Origin of the sequence: Micromonospora sp. NPDC005324, assembly GCF_040607155.1 — a bacterium.
GTDB classification, from domain to species: Bacteria; Actinomycetota; Actinomycetes; order Mycobacteriales; family Micromonosporaceae; genus Micromonospora; species Micromonospora trifolii.
Genome location: NZ_JBEXGE010000014.1, coordinates 134,150 through 153,775, shown reverse-complemented (window position 1 = coordinate 153,775; position 19,626 = coordinate 134,150). Strand labels below are relative to the sequence as shown.

At 70.2% G+C, this 19,626-nt stretch carries 18 protein-coding genes; 4 read left to right on the top strand and 14 right to left on the bottom strand.

Features of this window, described 5'->3' with window-relative positions:
• Positions 1-3: 3 nt before the first annotated feature.
• The 7 genes from ABZS40_RS17150 to ABZS40_RS17120 form a co-directional block, all read right to left on the bottom strand.
• Positions 4-1,293: a sugar ABC transporter substrate-binding protein gene (locus tag ABZS40_RS17150; protein ID WP_354944215.1), complete on the bottom strand. Its 1,290-nt coding sequence runs from the start codon at positions 1,291-1,293 to the stop codon at positions 4-6.
• A gap of 41 nt (positions 1,294-1,334) precedes the next feature.
• Positions 1,335-2,174, bottom strand: a complete 840-nt coding sequence (locus ABZS40_RS17145) for a carbohydrate ABC transporter permease (RefSeq protein ID WP_112678219.1) — start codon at positions 2,172-2,174, stop codon at positions 1,335-1,337.
• 1 nt (position 2,175) lies between these two features.
• On the bottom strand, positions 2,176-3,111 hold the full coding sequence (locus tag ABZS40_RS17140) for a sugar ABC transporter permease (RefSeq protein ID WP_112678220.1): 936 nt from the start codon (positions 3,109-3,111) through the stop codon (positions 2,176-2,178).
• Positions 3,108-4,211, bottom strand: a complete 1,104-nt coding sequence (locus tag ABZS40_RS17135; protein WP_354944214.1) for a LacI family DNA-binding transcriptional regulator — start codon at positions 4,209-4,211, stop codon at positions 3,108-3,110. Before ABZS40_RS17135 ends, ABZS40_RS17140 begins: the two co-directional genes overlap by 4 nt.
• A 161-nt stretch (positions 4,212-4,372) precedes the next feature.
• Entirely contained in the window at positions 4,373-4,900 is a 528-nt protein-coding gene (locus ABZS40_RS17130; RefSeq protein ID WP_354944213.1) for an ATP-binding cassette domain-containing protein, read from the bottom strand.
• Between the two features lie 13 nt (positions 4,901-4,913).
• Positions 4,914-5,093, bottom strand: a complete 180-nt coding sequence (locus tag ABZS40_RS17125; RefSeq protein ID WP_354944212.1) for a hypothetical protein — start codon at positions 5,091-5,093, stop codon at positions 4,914-4,916.
• Positions 5,094-5,152: 59 nt separating this feature from the next.
• Positions 5,153-5,758: a TetR/AcrR family transcriptional regulator gene (locus tag ABZS40_RS17120; RefSeq protein WP_354944211.1), complete on the bottom strand. Its 606-nt coding sequence runs from the start codon at positions 5,756-5,758 to the stop codon at positions 5,153-5,155.
• 132 nt (positions 5,759-5,890) lie between these two features.
• Here ABZS40_RS17120 and ABZS40_RS17115 point away from each other — a divergent pair, with 132 nt between their 5' ends.
• On the top strand, positions 5,891-6,979 hold the full coding sequence (locus tag ABZS40_RS17115; protein WP_354944210.1) for an aldo/keto reductase: 1,089 nt from the start codon (positions 5,891-5,893) through the stop codon (positions 6,977-6,979).
• A 128-nt stretch (positions 6,980-7,107) separates the two neighbouring features.
• Here ABZS40_RS17115 and ABZS40_RS17110 read toward each other — a convergent pair whose 3' ends face one another.
• From ABZS40_RS17110 to ABZS40_RS17095, 4 genes are all read right to left on the bottom strand, one after another.
• Entirely contained in the window at positions 7,108-8,073 is a 966-nt protein-coding gene (locus ABZS40_RS17110) for an alpha/beta fold hydrolase (protein WP_354944209.1), read from the bottom strand.
• Between the two features lie 73 nt (positions 8,074-8,146).
• On the bottom strand, positions 8,147-9,043 hold the full coding sequence (locus ABZS40_RS17105) for an acetyltransferase (protein ID WP_354944208.1): 897 nt from the start codon (positions 9,041-9,043) through the stop codon (positions 8,147-8,149).
• Positions 9,044-9,201: 158 nt separating this feature from the next.
• Positions 9,202-10,401 (bottom strand): low temperature requirement protein A, encoded by a 1,200-nt coding sequence (locus ABZS40_RS17100; protein ID WP_354944207.1) that lies wholly within the window; start codon positions 10,399-10,401, stop codon positions 9,202-9,204.
• A 116-nt stretch (positions 10,402-10,517) separates the two neighbouring features.
• A complete protein-coding gene (locus tag ABZS40_RS17095; protein ID WP_354944206.1) occupies positions 10,518-12,059 on the bottom strand; it encodes an NAD(P)/FAD-dependent oxidoreductase in 1,542 nt (513 codons plus the stop codon).
• A 224-nt stretch (positions 12,060-12,283) separates the two neighbouring features.
• Between ABZS40_RS17095 and ABZS40_RS17090 the strand changes: the two genes are divergently transcribed.
• From ABZS40_RS17090 to ABZS40_RS17080, 3 genes are all read left to right on the top strand, one after another.
• Positions 12,284-13,237: an AraC family transcriptional regulator gene (locus ABZS40_RS17090; RefSeq protein ID WP_354944205.1), complete on the top strand. Its 954-nt coding sequence runs from the start codon at positions 12,284-12,286 to the stop codon at positions 13,235-13,237.
• 211 nt (positions 13,238-13,448) lie between these two features.
• Entirely contained in the window at positions 13,449-14,555 is a 1,107-nt protein-coding gene (locus ABZS40_RS17085; RefSeq protein ID WP_354944204.1) for a glycosyl hydrolase, read from the top strand.
• A 52-nt stretch (positions 14,556-14,607) separates the two neighbouring features.
• Positions 14,608-15,405: a hypothetical protein gene (locus tag ABZS40_RS17080; RefSeq protein ID WP_354944203.1), complete on the top strand. Its 798-nt coding sequence runs from the start codon at positions 14,608-14,610 to the stop codon at positions 15,403-15,405.
• On the opposite strand, the gene ABZS40_RS17075 is transcribed toward ABZS40_RS17080, so the two are convergent.
• The 3 genes from ABZS40_RS17075 to ABZS40_RS17065 all read right to left on the bottom strand — a co-directional run bounded on the left by ABZS40_RS17075 (position 15,327) and on the right by ABZS40_RS17065 (position 19,452).
• Positions 15,327-16,346, bottom strand: coding sequence for a S8 family peptidase (locus tag ABZS40_RS17075; protein WP_354944202.1), 1,020 nt, complete (start codon positions 16,344-16,346; stop codon positions 15,327-15,329). The genes ABZS40_RS17080 and ABZS40_RS17075 overlap by 79 nt on opposite strands.
• A 165-nt stretch (positions 16,347-16,511) precedes the next feature.
• Positions 16,512-17,405 (bottom strand): NAD(P)-dependent oxidoreductase, encoded by an 894-nt coding sequence (locus ABZS40_RS17070; RefSeq protein WP_354944201.1) that lies wholly within the window; start codon positions 17,403-17,405, stop codon positions 16,512-16,514.
• 100 nt (positions 17,406-17,505) lie between these two features.
• Positions 17,506-19,452 carry a beta-propeller domain-containing protein gene (locus tag ABZS40_RS17065; RefSeq protein WP_354944200.1) on the bottom strand — a complete coding sequence of 649 codons (1,947 nt, stop codon included), beginning with the start codon at positions 19,450-19,452 and terminating at the stop codon, positions 17,506-17,508.
• Between the last annotated feature and the right edge of the window lie 174 nt (positions 19,453-19,626).

Genomic DNA, 19,626 nt, shown 5'->3' with positions numbered 1-19,626 from the left:
TCGTTACCTCAGAACCTGCTTGCCACCGTCGACCAGCTGCGTGCCGAGCTGATCGAGGGTGATCTTGTTGGCGAAGTACTGCTGGAGAGCCGGGGTGGCGTACTTGGTCTTCCACTCCGGGTAGCCGTCGGCCTGCTGGAACGGGGCGACGGTCAGGTCCGTGGCGCTGTCCGCGGCGACGTCCCAGCCCTGCTTGCCGGCGGTGAGCTTGAGCAGTTCCTCGTTGGCCTGCTTGCCGGTCGGCACCAACCAGTCGCCCTTGGCCAGGGCGGCCATGTTGGTCGGGTTCAGGAAGTACTCCAGGAACTGCGCGGCCTGCTTCTTGTGCTTGCTGTCCTCGGAGATCGACAGCGTCTGCGGGTTGGCGGCCTGCTTGGTGGAGAGCCCCTTGATCGGGGGCAGGGTGACCCATTCGAAGCCGGCCGGCGCCTGCTCGACCATCTGCTGGCGCAGCGACACCGAGCCGGGCAGCATCGCGTACTTGCCGCCGAAGAAGCCGGGCAGGGTGTCCGCGCCGCTCATGCCGAGCGCCTCCGGGGAGGCGGACTTGGCGGTGTAGAGCATGTCGTGGATCCGCTTCGGGACCTCCTTCTCCGCGTCGCCGACCTTGACCTCGGTGCGCCCACCGTCGCCGTAGAAGAACGTGCCGTCGTAGTTGAGCGCCAGGTTCAGCACCCGGTTGGTCGGCGACTTCAGCGCCCAGGCCGCACCGTACTGGCCAGGCTTGGTGAGCTTCTGCGCGTTGGCCTGGAACTCGTCCCAGGTCCAGCCGCCATCGGCCGGCGGCACGGCGACACCGGCGGCGTCGAGCAGCTTCTTGTTGGCGATGACGACCTGCGACTCCAGCAGAAACGGCACACCGGTGACCTTGCCGTCGACGGTGGCGGTGTCCCAGATGCCCTTGTCGATCTGGCCCTTCAAGTCGTCGGAGACCAGGTCGGAGAGGTCGGCCAGGTACCCCTGCTTGCTGAACTCGCCGATGGAGGACGCCTCGTAGTGCACGATGTCCGGTGCGTCGCCGCCCTCGAACGAGGTGAGAAGCTGGTCGTGCACCGAGTTCCAGTCACCCTGGACGTACTCGACCTGAATGTCCGGGTGCTCGGCGTTCCACTTGGCGACCAGATCCTTGTTGACCTGCAACGACTCCTTCTGCCAGGCGAGGCTGAGGAAGCGCAGCTTGGCCGGGCCGGAGGTGGCCTCGTCGTCGCCGGCACCGCACGCGGTGAGCGCGCCGAGGCCGACGACCGTGACCGCGGCGGCCGCCGCGAGTCGACGGAATCGGGTACGGAGCATGAGGGGTTACCTCCTTGGTGGTGGTGGTCTGGGGGGACGGGTCAGCCCTTGACGGCGCCCGCGAGCGACCCGGACGAGAGCCGGCGCTGCATGAACGCGAAGAAGATCAGGCTGGGCAGCGTGGCCAGCAGCGAGCCGGCGGCCAGGGGTCCCAGCCGGGCGGTGCCCTCGATGCCGACGAACCGGGCCAACGCCACCGGCAGGGTGGCCAGCTCCGGGGTCTTGATCAGCACCAGTGCGAAGAAGAACTCGTTCCAGGCCGAGATGAAGGAGAACAGCGCGGTCGCGACCAGACCCGGAGCGAGCAGCGGGAAGACCACCCGTCGCAGGACCTGCACCCGGGTCGCGCCGTCGACGGAGGCGGCCTCCTCCAGCTCCCTCGGGATGTTGCGGACGAAGCCCTGCAACATCCACAGCGCGAACGGCAGCGCCCAGACCACGTAGATCAGCACCAGCCCGGCGTGCGTGTTGGCCAGGCCGACCTGCCGCAGCACCAGGAAGATCGGGATGATCAGCAGCACGAACGGGAAGAGCTGGGACAGCAGCACCCAGCCGAGCGCGGCGGTGCCGAGCTTGGAGCGGAACCGGGCGAGGGCGTACGACGCCGGCATGGCGATCAGCACGGTCAGCACCGCCGAGGCGAGGGAGACCTGGAGGCTGTTGAGCGCCGCCCGGCCCAGCTCCTGCTCGGTGAAGGCCTGGACGAAGTTCTGCACTGTCGGGTTGTCCGGAATCAACGTCGGGTGCAGGCGTACCAGCTCGCGCGGCGGTTTGAACGCCGTGGAGAGCAGCCAGACCAGCGGGAACCCGAGGAAGATCAGGTAACCGGCGAGCGCCAGGTACTGCAGCGTCCGGCTCGTGCGGCTCGGTTTTCCGAACATGTCAGTTCGCCTCCCTGAGCCGGCGACGGAGATAGACAGCGAGCAACGCGATGATGATCACGACCATGACGTTGCCGAGCGCCGCCGCGTAGCCGTAGTTGCCGTAGCGGAACGCCTCCTCGTACGCGAAGAGCATCGGCAGCATCGTCTTGCCGCCCGGTCCACCGGCGGTGAGCACGTAGACCAGGCCGAACGAGTTGAAGTTCCAGATGAAGTCCAGCGAGGTGATCGCCACGATCACCGGCGCCAGCGCGGGCAACGTGACATGTCGGAACCGGTGCCAGGTGCTGGCCCCGTCCACCGCCGCCGCTTCGTGCAGCTCGCGACCCACTCCCTGCAGACCGGCGAGCAGGACGACTGTGGTCTGCGGCATGCCCGCCCAGACCCCCACGATGATCACCGCCGGCAGGGCGGTGCTGAAGTCGCCCAGCCAGTTCGTGCGCAGTCCGTCGGCGCCGATGCGGTGGAAGAATTCGTTGATCAGGCCGGCGTCGGGGTGGTAGACGAGCTTCCAGAGGATGCCGACCACTACCGGCGGCATCGCCCACGGCACGACGGCCAGCACCCGCGCCACACCTCGGAACCGCAGTTGCTGGTTGAGCAGCAGCGCCAGCCCGAGGGCGAGCAGGAACTGCAACACCGTCACCCCGACCGCCCAGAGCAGGCCGATCTTGAACGAGTTCCAGAACAGCTCGTCACCGAGGAGTTCGCGGTAGTTGGCAAGGCCGGTGAAGCTGACCTCGACGTTGCGACCGGCGCGGGCGTCGGTGAAGCCGAGGTAGATGCCCCGCAGCAGTGGGAACACCGACAGCACCAGGATCGGCAGCAGCGACGGCAGCAACAGGAGGTAGATGGTGGTGCGGTCGGAGCGGAACCGGTTCGGCCGGCGGGCCGGCTCGGCCCGCTCGACGTCCGGCCGCTCGGCCAGGGTGGTCATGCGGTCACCCCTTCGCTGGACGGGTGGATGGTCGGTGGGCCAGCCGGCGCGGTGGCGGGTCGAGGGACCGGCAACGTCGCGGCGCTGGACGCGCGGACGACGAGACTTGGCGGCACCTGCTCGCGCCGCGGCGGCACTGTGGCGTCGGCAATGCGTTGCAGGAGCAGTTCGGCGGCCCGGCGACCACGCTCGGCCGAGCCGAGCGAGACGCTGGAGAGCTGGGGGAACATCATCCGGGCCAGCTCGGTGTCGTCCATGCCGACCAGTGCGACGTCCTGCGGCACCCGACGACCGGCGACCAGCAGGGCGTGCAGCGCGCCGACCGCGATGAGGTCGTTGGCGCAGACCAGAGCGTCCGGGTCGGCGCGGGCGAGCAGTCGCTCGGTGGCGGCGCGGCCGGCCGCGTACTGGAAGTCGCCGACCTCGATCAGCTCGTCGTCGAGCGGGATGCCGTGTCGGGCCAGGGCGGCCCGGAATCCGGCGTCGCGGGCGGCGCCCGGGACGGTGTCGAGCGGGCCGTTGACGAAACCGATCCGCCGTCGGCCAGTGGCGATGAGATGATCCACGGCCAGCGCCACACCGGCTCGTGAGTCGGTACGCACGTTGTCGATCGGGGCGTCCGCGCCGAGCTGGCCGACGACCACCACCGGCACCGGACTGTCCACCAGCGCGGCGAGGTGGTCGTCGGTGACCCGGATCGGCGAGACGATCATGCCGTCCACGTAGCGGTTGGCCAGCCGTCGCAGCAGGGCGGTCTCGTTGTCGATCCGCCCGCCGGTGGCGTGCACCAGCAGTTGCCGCCCGGAGGACGCGACAACGGCCTCGATGGCCCGCATCATCTCCACGTAGACCGGGTTGCCGATGTCCTCCACCGCGAGCGCGACGAGGCCGGTGCGCTGGGACTGCAGCGACCTGGCGATCGCGTTGGGCACGTAGCCCACCTCGGCCGCCGCCTCACGAACCTTGCGGATCGTCTCGGGGCTGCCGCCGACGCCGTTGAGCACCCGCGAGGCGGACGCGATGGAGACGCCGGCGCGGGCGGCGACGGTGTGCACCGTGGGCCGGCCGTCCGCCGGTTCCTGTAAACGTTTACGACCCACGTCCGGCACCTCCACCCGATAGCTGTAAACGTTTCCGGGGAGTCTGCTCCGCAGATGCCGGAGAGGTCAAGGGCCCGTTACGAAAACGTTTCCAACCACCCCCACCCCGTTGATCATGAAGTTATTGCCACGACTCGGGCCGGAGGTCGACAACTTCATGATCAACGAGGTGGGGGTGGTTGGCGGGAGGGGAAGCTTTTGCCTGGCCAGCGGGAGCGGAGTCTGCGGTCGTGGCTAGCCACGACGATGGCACTGAAGCCGGCGCCCAGGGCGTCCTCCAACCCGTCGCAGAGCGTCGGCGAAAGATGGTTGGTGGGCTCGTCGAGCAGCAGCAGTTCCGGCGGATCGGCGACGAGCACCGTCAGGGCGAGCCGACGGCGCTGTCCCACCGACAGGTCGGCCACCGGGCGGTCGAGGTCTGCCGGGGCGAGCAGCCCGAGGGACGACAGCGGTACGACCTCGGCCCGCTCCACCCCGACGGCACCGTCGAAGACCTGCCGTGCCGCCCGCCGCGCATCCTCGAAGACGCTGTCCTGAGCGAGCAGACCGACCCGCAGCTCCGGTCGTCGCCAGAGCGCTCCGGCGTTGGCCTGGTGACCGGCGAGCACGGCAAGCAGAGTCGACTTGCCCGCGCCGGTGGGGCCGGTCACCAACAGCCGGTCGCGGGCCTTGAGTTCCAGGTGCGCCACCCTCGGCTTCGGCTCAGCTCCCGCCCATGCTCGACGAGCTGTTGTCCGACGAGTTGCCCCGGCGGGACGTGTATCGGCCCGCCAGTCGCCCGGCCCGAGCGCGGCGCCCCAGCCCGCCGATGATCACCAGCAGCAGGCCAGCGAAGATCACGACCCCGCCGCCCACCAGTGCCGCCGCCATTCCTGCCGACATGACCGACCGCCTCTCTCCGACCGTGACCGGCGTGGCCGGACGAGCAGATCCTGACACAGTCATGTCGTCCGGGCACCTGCCCGAAGGGAGTCGATGGTGAGGTCGAGGACGGCTTCGAGGTGGTCGATCTTTCCGGTGGAGAGCAGCAGCAGTACGCCGCCCTGGATGCCGGCGAGCAGTGCCGCGGCGGCCCGGTCGGCGTCGAGGTCCGGGGCGATGTCGCCGGTCGACTGCATGTGCCGGATGCCCTCGGTGATCGCCTTCTGCCAGCGCCACATGAGCCCGGTCACGATCGCCTGCGCGCCGGGCGCCCGTCGCCCGGTCTGGCCGAGCAGACCGTTGAGCGGGCATTTCACCCCCTGCGCGCGGTAGCGCTCGATCAGTAGGTCGCGCCAGGCGAACCAGGCCGGCCAGGACGTCAGGTTGCTCAGCATCGGCTCCTGGTCGATGAGCACCTGGTCCGCCTCGTGCTGGGCCACCGCGAGCAGCAACCCCTCTTTCCCATCCGGGAAGTAGTGGAAGAGCTGGCCCTTGCTGGTGCCGGTGTGGGCCATCACGTCCTCAAGGCGTACCTCGTCGACGCCGCGCTCGCGGATCTCGGCGGCCGCGCCGGCGACGATCCGCGCCCGGGTCGCCTCGCCCTTGCGGGTCAACGCCCGTGTCATGAGACCTCCTGGTCTGGACCTGAGGGTCCAACCGTACCTCAGTTTTTGGACTTGCAGGTCCATTTTTGTCGAGCCAAGGTCGGGAACGCACGGTCCGCAGCGGGCCGACACCACGATCGGGAGGGCACCACGATGAACCACTACTACCTGCTCGGGCGGTCCGGTCTGCGGGTGAGCCGGCTGGCGCTGGGCACGATGAACTTCGGTGTCGACGGGTTTCACGCCGCGTACGGCAAGACCGAGGAGGAGGCCGAGCCCATCTTCCGGCAGTACCTGGAGGCGGGCGGGAACTTCATCGATACGGCGGACTTCTACACCGCCGGCGAGAGCGAGAAGATCCTCGGCCGTCTGATCGACCGGGCCGGCGTACGCGACCGGCTCGTGCTCACCAGCAAGGCCACCAACACCGTCGACCCGTCCGACCCGAACGCCAGCGGCAACGGTCGCAAGCACATCATGCGAGCCGTGGAGGCATCGCTGCGCCGGCTCGGCACCGACTACATCGACCTGTACCTGCTGCACACCTGGGACCGGATCACCCCGGTCGAGGAGGTCGTGCACACCTTCGACGACCTGGTGCGCTCCGGCAAGATCCGCTACGCCGGGCTCTCCGACGTCCCGGCCTGGTACGCGGCTCGGGCGCAGAGCTACGCCGAGGCACACGGCCTGGCCCCGATGATCAACGTGCAGCTGCCGTACTCACTGGTCAGTCGCGGCATCGAGGCGGAGTACGTGGCGATGGCCCAGTCTCTGGGCATGGGGCTCACCGCGTGGAGCCCGATCGCCAGTGGCCTGCTCAGCGGCAAGTACCGGCGCAGCGGCGACGGCCTGAGCGGGACCGGCCGGTTGACCAACCCCGACGCCGGCGGCCGCGAGGTCAGCGCCAGCGAGTGGCAGGTCATCGACGCCCTGGAGAGCGTCGGCAACGAGCTCGGCCGCAGCATGGCCCAGGTCGCGATCAACTGGGTCGCCACCCAACCCGCCGTGGCCTCGGTGATCATCGGTGCGAGCAGCGCCGAGCAGGTCGCCAGCAACTTCGGTGCGCTCGACTTCGAGATCCCGGCCGACGCCCGCCGCCGTCTCGACGAGGCCAGCGCCCCGCGGCTCGGGGCGCCCTACGTGATGTTCACCCCGCAGTACCAGTCCTGGGTGGTGAGCCCCGGCCTCGGCATCGGCGACAAGCCAGCCGGCTACGCCCCGCCGGTGTTCAACGGCAAGTAGAACCTCGCGCGATCACGCCCCCCGGCCCCGCGATCTTGCACTTACTGTCACGGCATAAGGGGCATCCCACTCATGTCGACAACCAAAAGTGCAAGATCGGCGGGGCGGGGGCCCCGGGGCGACGTCGCTTACTGATGGATTGGCGCGTCGCTCGTCGGCGCCGGCTCGCCCTCGTAGAGCGCGACGTACCGCCGGCGCCACTCGTTCCCGTCGGCGCCCAGGTTGAGGGTGTTGTGTTCGACGCCCAACGTCGCCGGCAGGGTGCACACCCGCAGCGGTATCGCGTTCGCGTCGGCGATCCGGCGCGGCACGTCGACCGCCGCCCTGAGATCCACCACGCCGTCGAGCGGGCTGATCGCGACCGCCGCTGTCCGCAGACCGGTCCGCCGGGGCGGATTCGGCAGGGTACGGGCGATCGTCAGGTACTGGGTGACTGCGGCGAGCGAATATCCGCGCGACGTGACGCGGTCCCGCAGGACGCGACGCCCGTACAGCACGATGAGCGGTTTCACCGCGTAGGCCGGCGCCTGTCGCGGGTTCGGGCCGAAGAACGGCGACAGCAACAGCAGATGCCGTACGACGTTGCCCGGCACCTGGGCCAGCCAGGCGGCCAGCACGGCGCCTCCGGAGATCCCCACGACGCCGACCTCGTCTCCCAGGGCCGCCGCGACGGCCCATCCCCGCGCGGCGTACGCCGTCAGCTCACCGGCCTCGACCCGGTGGTGGGCCTGCCGGTCGACGGTCCCGTGCTGGGGAGCCCGGGGAACCCAGACGTTGTACCCACTGTCGAAGAACTCCTCGGCCAACCCTTCGTACTGCTCCGGAGCGAGGGTGTACCCGTGCAGCAACAGCACGGCCCGGCCGGTTCGGGAGCCATGGCTCAGCAGGCGGCTGCGCGACTCCGGTCGCACCTCCGGATCGGCCGCCTCGGCGGCGATGATGGCCGCGGCGGCACGGGTGGCCGTGTCGAAGTCGAGCGGTCGGGCCGGCGCGACCCGTAGCCCGCGGCGGCCCACCGGCCAGAGGTAGAGCCCGGCGACCGCCGCCCCGACGAGCGCCAACCCGCCGACGAGAAGCGCGATGATCTCCGTCATGGTCAGATGCTGACAGGGGTCGCGCTCGGCGTCGGCTGAGGGTGCGCCCGGGTGACCGGGCGCACCCGGTCAGCTATTCCTGGGTGTTCGGCGGCGCGAAGACGACCCGGGAGCGCAACTGCCGGAAGCCGGTCCGCTCCAGCTCCGCCAGCACCGCCACGCGGTGGGAATCGACGTCGGCGATGACCTCGCGGGCACCGCCGGCGGCCAGCACCCGGACCGCCTCGGCCAGCAGTTCGGGCCGGGCCGCCTCGTCGAGGAGGCCGAGATAGGCGAGCAGTGGGAAGCAGGCGTCGCCGGCCGTTCCGGCCAGGCCCACCGGCTTACCGGCGTCCACCGCGACGCGCCACCCCTCGGTGGCGTCGCCCAGCCAGGCGAGCGGATCGGTGGCGAGGTCGACGCCGCCGACCGCTCGTGCGTTCTCGACGCCGGTCAGCACGTCCGGCCCGGCGATCCTGGCGACCAGGGCGTTGATCTCCGCCAGGTCAACGGGCGCCCGGAAGTCGTACCGTCCGGAGGACGCCGGCAGGGGTGTGCCCGTCCAGGAGCAGCGCAGCCGCTCCCCCCGCTCGACCAGCCCGGCGAGCCGGGCGGCCTCCATGGGTGCCCGCACCACGGCCAGCACCTCGGGCCGACGCCGCCAGTGCGCCGGCAGCGCGGCGTAGTACAGACGGGGACCGCCCAGCGCGTCGTGGGCGGCGCGCAGCAGTTCGGCGCCCACCTCCGGCTCGGCCTCCAGGTCGAACCGTTCCAGCCACGGGGCACCGATGGCACCCGGCGGGAGGACCCAGGCCGCCCGACCGACCACCCGGCCGGCACGGAGGGCGACCCAGGTGTTCTCGGGTCGGTAGCCACCGCCGGCGATCCCGTCGGCGTACGCGACCTGGCGCAGTTGGGGTAGCGGATCAGGCATGGAGTCGAACAGGTTTTCCTCGCCCGCGACGAGCGGACGGATGACCAGATCAGTCATGGGTTGGTCCTCCGGGAAGCGCGCGCCCCAGATCAGATCCGCGCGGACGCCGGAGCGCGGAGGGGGCGCAGAACATCGGACATTGTTCTGACCTCCTTCCAGCTCGACGGCGTGCCCGACGACCATACGCGGACTGGTCGCCGGCCCGCAATGCCGTGTCACAGCGTCGGGTTGGTCTCCGCCCCACGCTTGTGGGCTCGCTGGTCGTACACGGTGATGCCGGCCAGGATCACCGCCGCGGCGGCCGCCACCGCGACCGGCGGGAGCAGCACCATCGGCGGGGCCGCCACGACCAGCGCCAACGCGCCGAAGTACAGCGCCCGACACCGCGGCGCGGACCGGTCCTCCCGCTCCAGGGTGCTCCGCCCGATCAGGAACAGCACCGGGCCGCCGAAGACGATGGCCACCAGGGCCCAGTCGATCGGCGGGTGCGGGTCCTCGATGATCTGTCCGAAGCCGACTGCGGTGCAAATGATGCCACCGACGATCAGCAGCAGGCTGTAGCTCGCCCACCGCGACAGCTGGATTCCCTCCCCGCTCGGGGTAGCGGCGTAACCAGACCTGACGTGGTAGAAGTAGATCCGCCAGAACGAGACGACCGCCACGAACGAGGCGACGAGGACGATGGTTCCCTCGGTCGAGAAGCCCGGGAAGCTGACCGCCGCCCCGGCTTCGAGCACCACCTCGGCAAGAGCGATCATGAAGAACTGGTTGTACCGCTCGGCGAGATGCTCCTGGGAGACGGTGACCCCCAGGCTGGTGAGCTGTCTCCCGCCCACTCGGGGCAGGGGGTAGGTGGTGGCAGCGCCGATCATCTCGATGGCGAGGGCGATGGTCCAGAAGATGCCCCGACCGAGGCCACCACTGATGCCGCCGCTGATCCAGAGCACGCTGGTCGCCAGGTGCCAGGTCAGCACCCGGAGCGAGAACGCGCGCACCGGGTGGCCCCGCAGGGCGAACGCCAGGAAGAGCGGTCGACCGACCTGGATGACGACGTAGGCGCAGGCGAAGACGACGCCGCGTTGACCGAAGGCCTGGGGCAGGGTCACCGCCAGCACCAGCGTGCCGAACATCGTCGCCAGCAGGACGACCTGCAGGTCGGGGCGCCGAGGGTCGTAGGTGCTCGCCAACAGGGCGTTGAGCGACCAGATCATCCACATCGCCGTGAAGAACAGGACGGTCTGGCCCGCCTCGGACAGCAGCGTGTGCCGAACGATGGTCAGGTCGTCCGCGACCCGCCCGGCGAGGCGGGCCAGCGCGAAGACGTAGACGATGTCGAACAGCAGTTCCAGGACGGTCGCCGAGCGGGGGCTCCTACTGTCCCCAAGACCACGGAAGAACTCGGTGCGCGTCAGCACGGACGGCGAGACAGCTCAGCCGGCCAGGGCCGCCGGCACGGGCACGCCACGGCGGTGACCCTGTTCCGCTGCCATCGTCCCCGAGCCTCCCTCGCCGACGGGCACCACCTGGACCCCTATCTGCGTATTTTATCCATCTTTAACGGGCCCCCGCCGCTGATGGCGGATACCGGGTCGGCGGTACGCCGGATCATCTGTGCCGTCACCCGGCGGTAGGTGCCCGGGTCGACGGGGAACAGCCACTGCCGGGCCCGGGTCAGCGGGCCGACGTTGAGCCCCAACTCGTCGAGCACCTCGTCGACGTTGTGCATCGAGAACGGGATGATGTTCGTGCCGCGAGCGTGCCGTCCGTTGGTGCGCTTCGTCATCCAGAACAGCCGGGCGCGCACCTCGTCGCGCATCCGGACCTCGGTCGGCAGGGTGATCCCACCCCGCAGGTGCGCGGCCGTCCAGACCGCCGCCATCTCCGCGCTGAGCGGGCTGAAGAACGACGAGTTGTAGCCGGCGAACGTCAGCCGCGGCACGCCGATCGGCAGGATCTGCCGGTAGAGCATGAAGTTGCCGGCGTCGTCCTGGAGCCGGGCGTGCAACGCGTCGTCGAAGAACGGCACGTGCTGGCGGAAGCCGGTGCCACAGATCACCAGGTCGGCGGGGAGCACCGTGCCGTCGGCCAGGCGGGCGGCGGGCCGGCCGCCGTCGACCAGCAACTCGGTGATCACCTGTTCCCGGTGCACGGCGATGCGGCCGTCGGTGACCCGCTCGAAGAAGCCCTCGGTGGCGAGGCTGACCGTGCTGCGGGCGATGTCCTCGAAGCTGCCGTTGGGTACGAGACCCAACTCGCGCAGGTTGAGCTGCCGGGTCGCGACCGAGCCGACGCTGTCGACCATGCGTCGGCGCAGACCGTTCCCCGGGCCGTGCAGGAACCGCTCGAAGCCCCTCAGGTGCAGGTAGCGGAAGAGCGCCTCGCCCATCCGGGTGAGCAGCAGGTACTTGTAGTTGAGCGCCCCACCGAGCTTGCGGGGCATCTTCCAGAGCAGCTCGCGCGCCACGACGTGGGTCTGAGCGGCGACCTCGCTCACCGGGACCGCCACGTCGCAGGACGACTTGCCGTACCCCACCACGAGGACGTTCTTACCTCGGGCCGCCTCGATGTCGTGGAACTCCCCCGTCGCCAGTACGCGCCCTCCGGCGGCGGCGAAGTTCGCGTGCCCGTCGAAGGACGGGACGAACGGGTCGGAGAAGATGCCGTTGGCGACGATCAGGTGGTCGTACCGTTCCACAGTCAGCGGGGCCTGGGCGCCCGCCGGCCGCGAGGTGACCAGCCACCCGGTCTCGTCGTTGACGAGCTCGGCGGAGGCGACCTCCGTGGACAGGCGCAGCGCGCTTGCCAGCCCGAACTTCTCCACATAGCTCTCCAGGTACCGCTGGACCTGCTCACCCGACGGCCACTGCGGGTAGTCGGCGGGCATCGGCAGGTCGGAGAGGTGGTAGGTGCCCTTGTCGTTCTGGGTGTGCAGGCCGGGGTAACGCCTGGTACGACTCCACACCCCACCGACGTCGGGCGCGCGCTCGAACACTGTGACGTCGAATCCGCTCTGCCGCAGCACCTTCGCTGCGCTCACACCGGCGAATCCGGCACCAACGACGGCAATCCTCATGATCTCCTCCGAAGGACGTGCGAACCGTGCCGGCGCTGACCGCCCGCGGTGGCCGCACGCTAGCGAGCAGGCCGGCAGGGTCGCTATCCGCGCGACGCGGGCGCTATCCGCAGTACGCGGCCGGACCCTTCTCCTGTCGGGTCGACGGCTTTCGGGTCTGGTCCGGGCCGATCGACCCTTACGGTCAGCGCGACGGGACGCCCGGGAGGTGTCGGATGGATGCGGTGACGGTCCGCACGGACGACGTCGACCGGGCTCGCGCCGAGGTGGGTCGGGTCTTCTGTCCACACCGGCTCACCCCACAGCCGGGCGTGCACAACGTGCAACTGCGGATGGCGGCTCGCCGGGCGGGCGGGGTGGGTGTCATCGACCTGGACTACGGGCAGGCGGTGCGCATTCAACCGCCCGCGCTGGAGAGCTTCTACCTCGTCCAGATCCCCAGCGCCGGCAGCACGATGGTCCGGCACGCCGGTCAGACCGTGACCTCGACCCCCGCCGTCGCCTCGGTCCTGTCCCCGTACGACCCCTCGGACATGCGGTGGTCCGAGGGATCGCCCCACCGGATCTTCTACGCCGACCGGCGCGCCGTCGACCGGGAACTCGCCCGCCTGCTGGGCCACCCGGTGGATGAGCCGGTCCGCCTCGACGTCGGCATGCTCATGACCACGCCGACAGCGCAGGCATGGGCGCGCGGGGTGGCGTTCCTCGCCGACGAGCTGTCCCAGCCGGCGGACGCGTCCCTGCTCGACCATCCGCAGGTAGCCGCCCGTTTCGAACAGGGGCTCATCGGCAAGCTGTTGCTGGCCCACCAGCACAGCCACTCCCACCTTCTGGCCGAGCCGGGCCAGCACGCCCACCCCGGGCGTCTCGTCCGCCGGGCCTGCGCCCTGATCTCCGAACACCATGGAGAGGCACTGACCGTCGGTGACGTCGCCGAGGCGCTACGGGTGAGCGTACGAACACTTCAGGACTGTTTCCGCCGCGAGTTGCAGACCACCCCGACCGCGTACCTGCGAGCGTGCCGGCTCGACGCGGCGCACCGCACGCTCCGCTCGGCCCCGCCGGGAATGTCCGTGACGACGGTTGCCCTGCAACACGGCTTCGTGCACCTCGGCCGGTTCGCGACCGAGTACCGGACGCGGTTCGGGGAGTCACCGTCCGCGACCCTGCGACGCTGACCGGGCCGTAGGTTACGCGCTCACCGTGGTCAAGCGAGGACGTTGACGGCGATGAATCTGATCCCGCCGGACGTCTGGTGATCGACGACCGACACCAGCGGTGGAAACTGTTATCCCGGTGCGACCGGTGAGTCTCCTGAGGGGAGGCTGTAGCGGATCTTCTGCCAGCCCTTCAGAACGGGTAGCGGTACGACCACATGAAGGAGTCGAGATGATGCGCGGATCCGGTCCGGATGGAGCCGTCACACCAGGGGTCACCCGGGGCGCCCACGCGGAACCCCGGCGCGGTCTGCTCGGCCGCCTCCCGATCGGCGCGAGGCGGCTGCTGTGGCCGCTCCTCGTGGCCGCCGTGGTCGCCGTACTGGTGACGGGTGTGATCGTCGTGGTGCAGCCGACCGGGCCGACGCCCGCCCCGGCGGCGACACAGGCGCTCGACGCGCCGCCGCCCGCGAGCCCGAAACCCGGCGCGCCCAGCGCGACCACCCCCGCCGCCACCACGAGCCCGGCGGGGGCGACCCCGACGCCGACGCCGACGGCGAAGCCGACAACCGGGCGTCCGGTCGCTCCGGCGGCCCCGGTGGCGACCTCGAAGCGCAAGGGCGTCGGGGTGTGGACCTTCGACGGCGTCAGCCAGGCGCTGGCGAACTCCGGGGCGAGTTGGTACTACACCTGGGACGTGGCCCATTCGGGTGTCACCAGCCCGAAGGGCGCCGATTTCGTCCCGATGATCTGGGGAGCGAAGAGCGTCACCGCCAGCAACCTGCAACAGGCCAGGAAGAACGGCCGCTACCTGCTCGGGTTCAACGAGCCGGACCTGAAGGGCCAGGCGGAGATGACCGTCGAGCAGGCGTTGGAGCTGTGGCCGCAGTTGCAGGCCACCGGCCTTCCGCTGGGCAGCCCGGCAGTTGCCTGGGGCGGCGACCGGCCAGGCGAATGGCTCGACCGGTTCATGGCCGGGGCGAAGCAGCGCGGCTACCGCGTCGACTTCATCGCCCTGCACTGGTACGGCGGCGACTTCACCACCGCCAACGCTGTCAACCAGCTCAGGTCGTACCTCCAGGCCGTGCACGACCGGTACAAGCTGCCGGTCTGGCTCACCGAGTTCGCCCTCATCAACTTCTCCAACGGCGTCCGCTTCCCCACCCAGGCACAGCAGGCCGCGTTCCTCACCGCGGCGACCCGGATGCTGGGTGGGCTGTCCTGGCTCCAGCGGTACGCGTGGTTCGGCCTGCCCGCCACCGACAAGGACCAGACCGGCCTGTTCCGTACCGGCAGCACGGCGACCGCCGTCGGCCGCGCCTACCAGGCGGCGCGCTGAGCACGCCGACACCGCTGGCGCGGCGGCGGTGACGTGACCATACTCAGCCGACATGGAGAAGGCCCGTTCCGAGCTGGGTCGGGACCTGGCGCACGCGCTGCGTACCGGTCCGTTCTCGGCGGCCCTCCACCTCGCCATTGAGGACCGCGGCATGCGGCTGGAGGAGATCCAGGAGAAGCTCTCGACGGCCGGCGTCAGCGTCAGCCTCACCACGTTGAGTTACTGGCGACGCGGTCGCAGCCGGCCGGAGCGCCCGGAGTCGATCAAAGCGGTCCGGCTCCTCGAAACGATCCTGTCACTGCCGGCCGAGTCGTTGATCGTCCAACTTGGCCCGCGCCGGCCTCGGGGCCGCTGGCTGAGCCAGCCACCCGGAACGATCGAGATCGACCGCCTCTTCAGTGACGGCACCAGCGTCGCCAAGATGGTGGCCGAGGTCGACCGGTGGCTGTACCACGAGCTGACCCGGCTCAGTCTGCACGACCTCTACGTGGTGGGCGACCGACGCCAGGAGATCAGCTTGACCTGCCGGCAGGTGCTCCGGGCCAACACCGACCGGGTCTCACGGACGGTGGGCATCTTCCGCACCGACGACGTGACCGCCTCGACGCGGATCAACGCGGTCCGCAACTGTCGGCTCGGGCGGGTCCGCTCGGAGCACGGCTCCGGTCTACTCGTCGCGGAGATCATCTTCGACCGGATGCTGGCCCAGGGCGACACCGTGGTGATCGAGTACGAGTTCCTCAGCACCTCGCAACTGCCGACCGACAACTACTACCGCGGGTTCTCCACCCCGGTCAGCGAGTACGTCCTCCAGGTGCAGTTCGACCACGACGCCGTACCGGAGCCGTAGTTGCTGCTGCTGTTGCGTCCGTCGGAGCTGGTGCTGTTGCCGACCGTGATGGCCGCGGTGACCGCCTGCGGGCTGTAGTAGCAGGCGTCGTCCGAGGAGTTGCCGGCCGCCTGCACGAACTGCACACCCGAGCTGATCAGGCTGGTGACGGCACTGTCCATCGCCTGGCTGGTGCACCGGCTGCCGCAGCCGATGCTGTAGTTGACCACCGCCGGCTTCTGCGCGTTGGCGCGTACCCAGTTGATCCCCGCGATCAGGTCGTCGTTCGTGCCGCTGCCCTGGCAGTTCAGCACCCGTACGGCGACCACGCCCGCCTTCTTCGCGATTCCGTACGTGGTGCCCACCGCGGTGCCGGCGACGTGCGTGCCGTGCCCGTGGCAGTCCTGCGGGGTGCTGTCGTCGTCCACCATGTCGGTGCCCTGCCGCACCCTGCCGGTGAACTCGTTGTGGTTGGCGTTGATGCCGGTGTCGAGAACGTAGACGGTGACCCCCTGACCCGGGTTGGCCGGGTAGGTGAAGGTCTGGTTCAACGGCAGGTTGCGCTGGTCGACCCGGTCGTCTCCCCAGTTCGGCGGGTTGGTCTGGGTGTTCAGCACGCCGATGCGCTGGACCTGCTCGACGGACGCGACGGACGGGTCGGCGGCCAGTCGTTGCGCCTGCTTCGCGGACATGCTCACCGAGAAGCCGGGCAGGGCCGACGCGTAGACGTGTCGGGTCTGGCCACCGAAGCGGCCGGTCAGCTCACGGGCCTTGCCGTCGACGGTGGTGGCCGCCAACGCGGTGGGCCTGAGCGTGACGATGTAGCGGTCGGCCACCGCGTTCGGGCCGTCCGCGTACCTGATGGTGCCGGTCGGCTCGGCCTGGGCCGGACCACCGACGCCGATGGCTCCGGCCAGCGCCAGGACGAGCGCGAAGCCAGCGGCTGGGAGTCGTTGCAACACGGGTGATCTCCTCCAAGGTGCCGACTCCGCGATTCGCGTCCGGGTGACGCCGAAGTCGGAGGGCTGTGCCGAAAGGTAGGAGGAGACGCGGCAGCGCGGACAGACCGGTTAACAACGATCGATGTTTCGTAACGTCAAAACTGTTTATGAACCCCCACGTGAGGCCTACGTCTGGTCGACGTGGTCCCGCCAGGAGTGCTGTGGCTCGTACCCCAGCACCCGGCGGGCCTTGTCGATGCTGAGCAGCGTCTCGTGCTCACCCAGCTCCTTACGGATCTCGACGCCCGGGTAGACCTCGGCCATCAGGCTGGCGCTGGACCTGGTCATGACGGTGTCGGCGTTGGCGATGACGAAGACGTCGGCACCGGGCTGGTCGTGCGCGAGCGCGCGCTCGACCGCCTGGGCCCCGTCGCGGGCGTCGATGTAGCCCCACAGGTTCCACCGGCGCAGCCGCGGGTCGGCGTCGAACGAGGGGAACGGCGCGTAGTCCTCGACGTCCATCACGTTGGAGAAGCGCAGACCCACCATGACCAGCTGCGGGTCCCACCGGCAGAAGTGCCGGGCCATCTCCTCCTCCAGGGCCTTGTTCAACGAGTACGTCGACTCGGGCCGTGGCGCGTACTCCTCGTCGACCGGCGCGTACGGCGGTGGGGTGTCGAACGGCAGCCCGAGCACCGTCTCGCTCGACGCCCACACGACCCGCTTGATCCCGGCCGCCCGGGCCGCGGCGAACACGTTGTACGTCGCGGCGGAATTGTTCGCGAAGGTTGTCGCGTTCGACATCAGCCCGGGGGCCGGGATCGCCGCGAGGTGCACGACGGCGTCGACGCCGCCCGCGTGCTCGTCGGCGCCCCCGGTGAACGCCTCCACCACCTGCCCGTAGTCGGTCAGGTCGACCAGCAGGAACTCGCCGTTCACGTCGCGTGGGTCGCGGCCACCGGCGCGGTCCACCGCCAGCACGTCGACGCCCACGGCGCGCAGGTGCGCGACCACGGCACGGCCGAGCTTGCCGGTGGCACCGGTGACGACGACGCGCTGGGGCAGTACGGAATCGCTCATGCTGACATCTTCTCCGGCGAGGCGCGACGCCCCGGACGCGGGTGCGGACCGACCCCCTCCGAACAGCGGCACGACCCTACGCCGGACACCGCCACGCCGTTCACGCCGTGGGCAGCCAGCCGAGGGTCTGCATCGTGGAGAGGCTGGTCGCCTTGAGGCCACCGGCGGAGACGGTCCAGAGCACCCCGTCGACCACCAGTGACCGGCGGATCGGCGTGAGACCCTCCGGACCTCCCGTGTCCGACGTGTGGTCGATCGTGCCAACCTCGGTGAACCCGCCGTCGCCGGCTCGCAGGGCCACAGCCACGTTGCTCGGCCGGGCCGTGCCGTGGACGGTCAGTGGGACCACGACCAGGCGTTCTGCCGGCCAGTAGAGGAACGCGTGCGGGTCGAACTCCGCCTCGGAGTGCCCCTGCCTGACGTGATACTGGGCGACGCGGGTCGGCTTGGCCGGGGAGGAGACGTCGAAGAGCGAGAGCTGGGTGCCCTGGATACGGCCCTGGCTGGACGCCTCCTGCCCGACACCGAGCAGCCGTCCTTCGCCGGCCGGATGCAGGTACGCCGAATACCCGTTGATCTTCAGTTCGCCGGTCACCTTCGGCGCCCCCGGATCACGCAGATCGACGGTGTAGAGCGGGTCGGTCTGCCGGAAGGTGACGACGTACCCGGTGCCACCGACGAACCGTACGGCGTATATCCGTTCCCCCTTGCCCAGCCCGGTGACCTTTCCGACCTGGGTCAGCGCCGTGCCGTCGGCACGCAGGACATACACGCTGGACGTCGAGTTCGGCCTGTCGCCCCATGTGCGGCCACTGGTGGTGGCCACCCTCAGATGCCCGTCCCACTCGGACATGGCGTACTGGTTGACGAGCCAGCCCGGTACGGACGCGGCAGCGACGTATCGCGGGGCACCGGTGCCAGTGATGTCGAACTGGTAGATCTCGGTGGTCTCGTCCCTGGGATCCGGTGCGATGTTCCGCGCGGTCAGCATCGGCAGCACCCGCCAGCGCTGATCGTTGGCGACGTACAGCCGGGGTCCGTTGCTGTAGACGGTGTCGCCGTCGGCGATCACGGTGACCGGGTCGCCAGCACCGAGCGCTGCCGCAGCGAGGTCGAAGCTGAGCACGGTCACCAGCGACGTGCCGGAGTAGACGGCGGGCCGGCTCACCCGCTCGCAGCCGACCCGTCCGGCGCTGGTTCGCCCGCCGGAGGTGACCTCGTACCGGGGCAGCCAGTCGTCGGCGGTGGCGTTGTCGATGATCTCGCGGTTGGCGGTGGTGCGCTGCTCATCGGTGGCCCGTTCCCGATGCGGGAAGTTCAGCCGGGGCGCGGAGCGGACCACGACCCGAACCGTTGTGCCGACCTGGCGGGCGTCCACCAGGTCGCCGTCGATCCGGTATTCGCCGATGATCTTCGGCTGGCCGGACAGGTCGACCATGATCAGCTGAGGGCCGACGATGCCGTCCGGCGCCGGGGCGCCCACGACCCGCCCGCCTCCCTCGGTGGCGGCCGGTCTCAACCTCCCGGCCCACCCGTTGCGGCGCAGCACCAGCGCCCGGTCACCGTGCAGCAGCAGGGCGTCCTCGGCCCCGCGGAACTGATCGGCGCCCGGTGTCAGGTCCAGCTCTCCGGTCAGCCGGCGGGTGGCCGGGTCGACCACGTACAGCGTGCCGTGCTGCACGGTGACGATCCGCCTGCCGTCGGTCTTGACCAGGTCCGGTTCATCGGCCCCGGCCTCGTGCGTGTTGGTGCCCGAGTAGCCGGGGGCGGCGGCTGTGGACGCCGCATCCGCAACCCCCGCCGCGGCGGGCGCCACATCCCGTTCGGCGCTGCCGAAGGCACGCGCGTCCCCGTTCGGCCCGAACCCCCAGGGCCCGACGTACGCGCTGGCAGCCGTCTTCAGCTGCCGCAGCGCCTCCGGGCAGGAGTCGAACGCGACGAGCCGGAACCCGCCGGCCGGCACTCCCCGGTCAGGTGGCGGCGCGGGGGCCGGCTCCGCCGTACAGCCGGTGACCAGCGCCAGGCCGGCGACCAGGGCCAGTCCCATGACGCGAGTTGGAGTCATGACTCGGGGGGCGCCGTTGGCGGCCGTTGGCTGGGGTACGTGGGCGCTGCTACGCGTCATGCTCCCTACGACGTGGCTGCCATGGGCTGGGTTCCCGGGATGCCGACCTCAGCCCGCTGTGCGCCCCATTCGGACCGGAGTGGACCGGCGGGTGCG

Excerpts from the sequence above, each read along its gene's own strand:
- ABZS40_RS17150 (WP_354944215.1), bottom strand. The coding sequence starts at position 1,293 with ATGCTCCGTACCCGATTCCGTCGACTCGCGGCGGCCGCCGCGGTCACG.
- ABZS40_RS17145 (WP_112678219.1), bottom strand. The coding sequence starts at position 2,174 with ATGTTCGGAAAACCGAGCCGCACGAGCCGGACGCTGCAGTACCTGGCG.
- ABZS40_RS17140 (WP_112678220.1), bottom strand. The coding sequence starts at position 3,111 with ATGACCACCCTGGCCGAGCGGCCGGACGTCGAGCGGGCCGAGCCGGCC.
- ABZS40_RS17125 (WP_354944212.1), bottom strand. The coding sequence starts at position 5,093 with ATGTCGGCAGGAATGGCGGCGGCACTGGTGGGCGGCGGGGTCGTGATC.
- ABZS40_RS17120 (WP_354944211.1), bottom strand. The coding sequence starts at position 5,758 with ATGACACGGGCGTTGACCCGCAAGGGCGAGGCGACCCGGGCGCGGATC.
- ABZS40_RS17115 (WP_354944210.1), top strand. The coding sequence starts at position 5,891 with ATGAACCACTACTACCTGCTCGGGCGGTCCGGTCTGCGGGTGAGCCGG.
- ABZS40_RS17110 (WP_354944209.1), bottom strand. The coding sequence starts at position 8,073 with ATGACGGAGATCATCGCGCTTCTCGTCGGCGGGTTGGCGCTCGTCGGG.
- ABZS40_RS17105 (WP_354944208.1), bottom strand. The coding sequence starts at position 9,043 with ATGACTGATCTGGTCATCCGTCCGCTCGTCGCGGGCGAGGAAAACCTG.
- ABZS40_RS17095 (WP_354944206.1), bottom strand. The coding sequence starts at position 12,059 with ATGAGGATTGCCGTCGTTGGTGCCGGATTCGCCGGTGTGAGCGCAGCG.
- ABZS40_RS17085 (WP_354944204.1), top strand. The coding sequence starts at position 13,449 with ATGATGCGCGGATCCGGTCCGGATGGAGCCGTCACACCAGGGGTCACC.
- ABZS40_RS17080 (WP_354944203.1), top strand. The coding sequence starts at position 14,608 with ATGGAGAAGGCCCGTTCCGAGCTGGGTCGGGACCTGGCGCACGCGCTG.
- ABZS40_RS17070 (WP_354944201.1), bottom strand. The coding sequence starts at position 17,405 with ATGAGCGATTCCGTACTGCCCCAGCGCGTCGTCGTCACCGGTGCCACC.
- ABZS40_RS17065 (WP_354944200.1), bottom strand. The coding sequence starts at position 19,452 with ATGGGACTGGCCCTGGTCGCCGGCCTGGCGCTGGTCACCGGCTGTACG.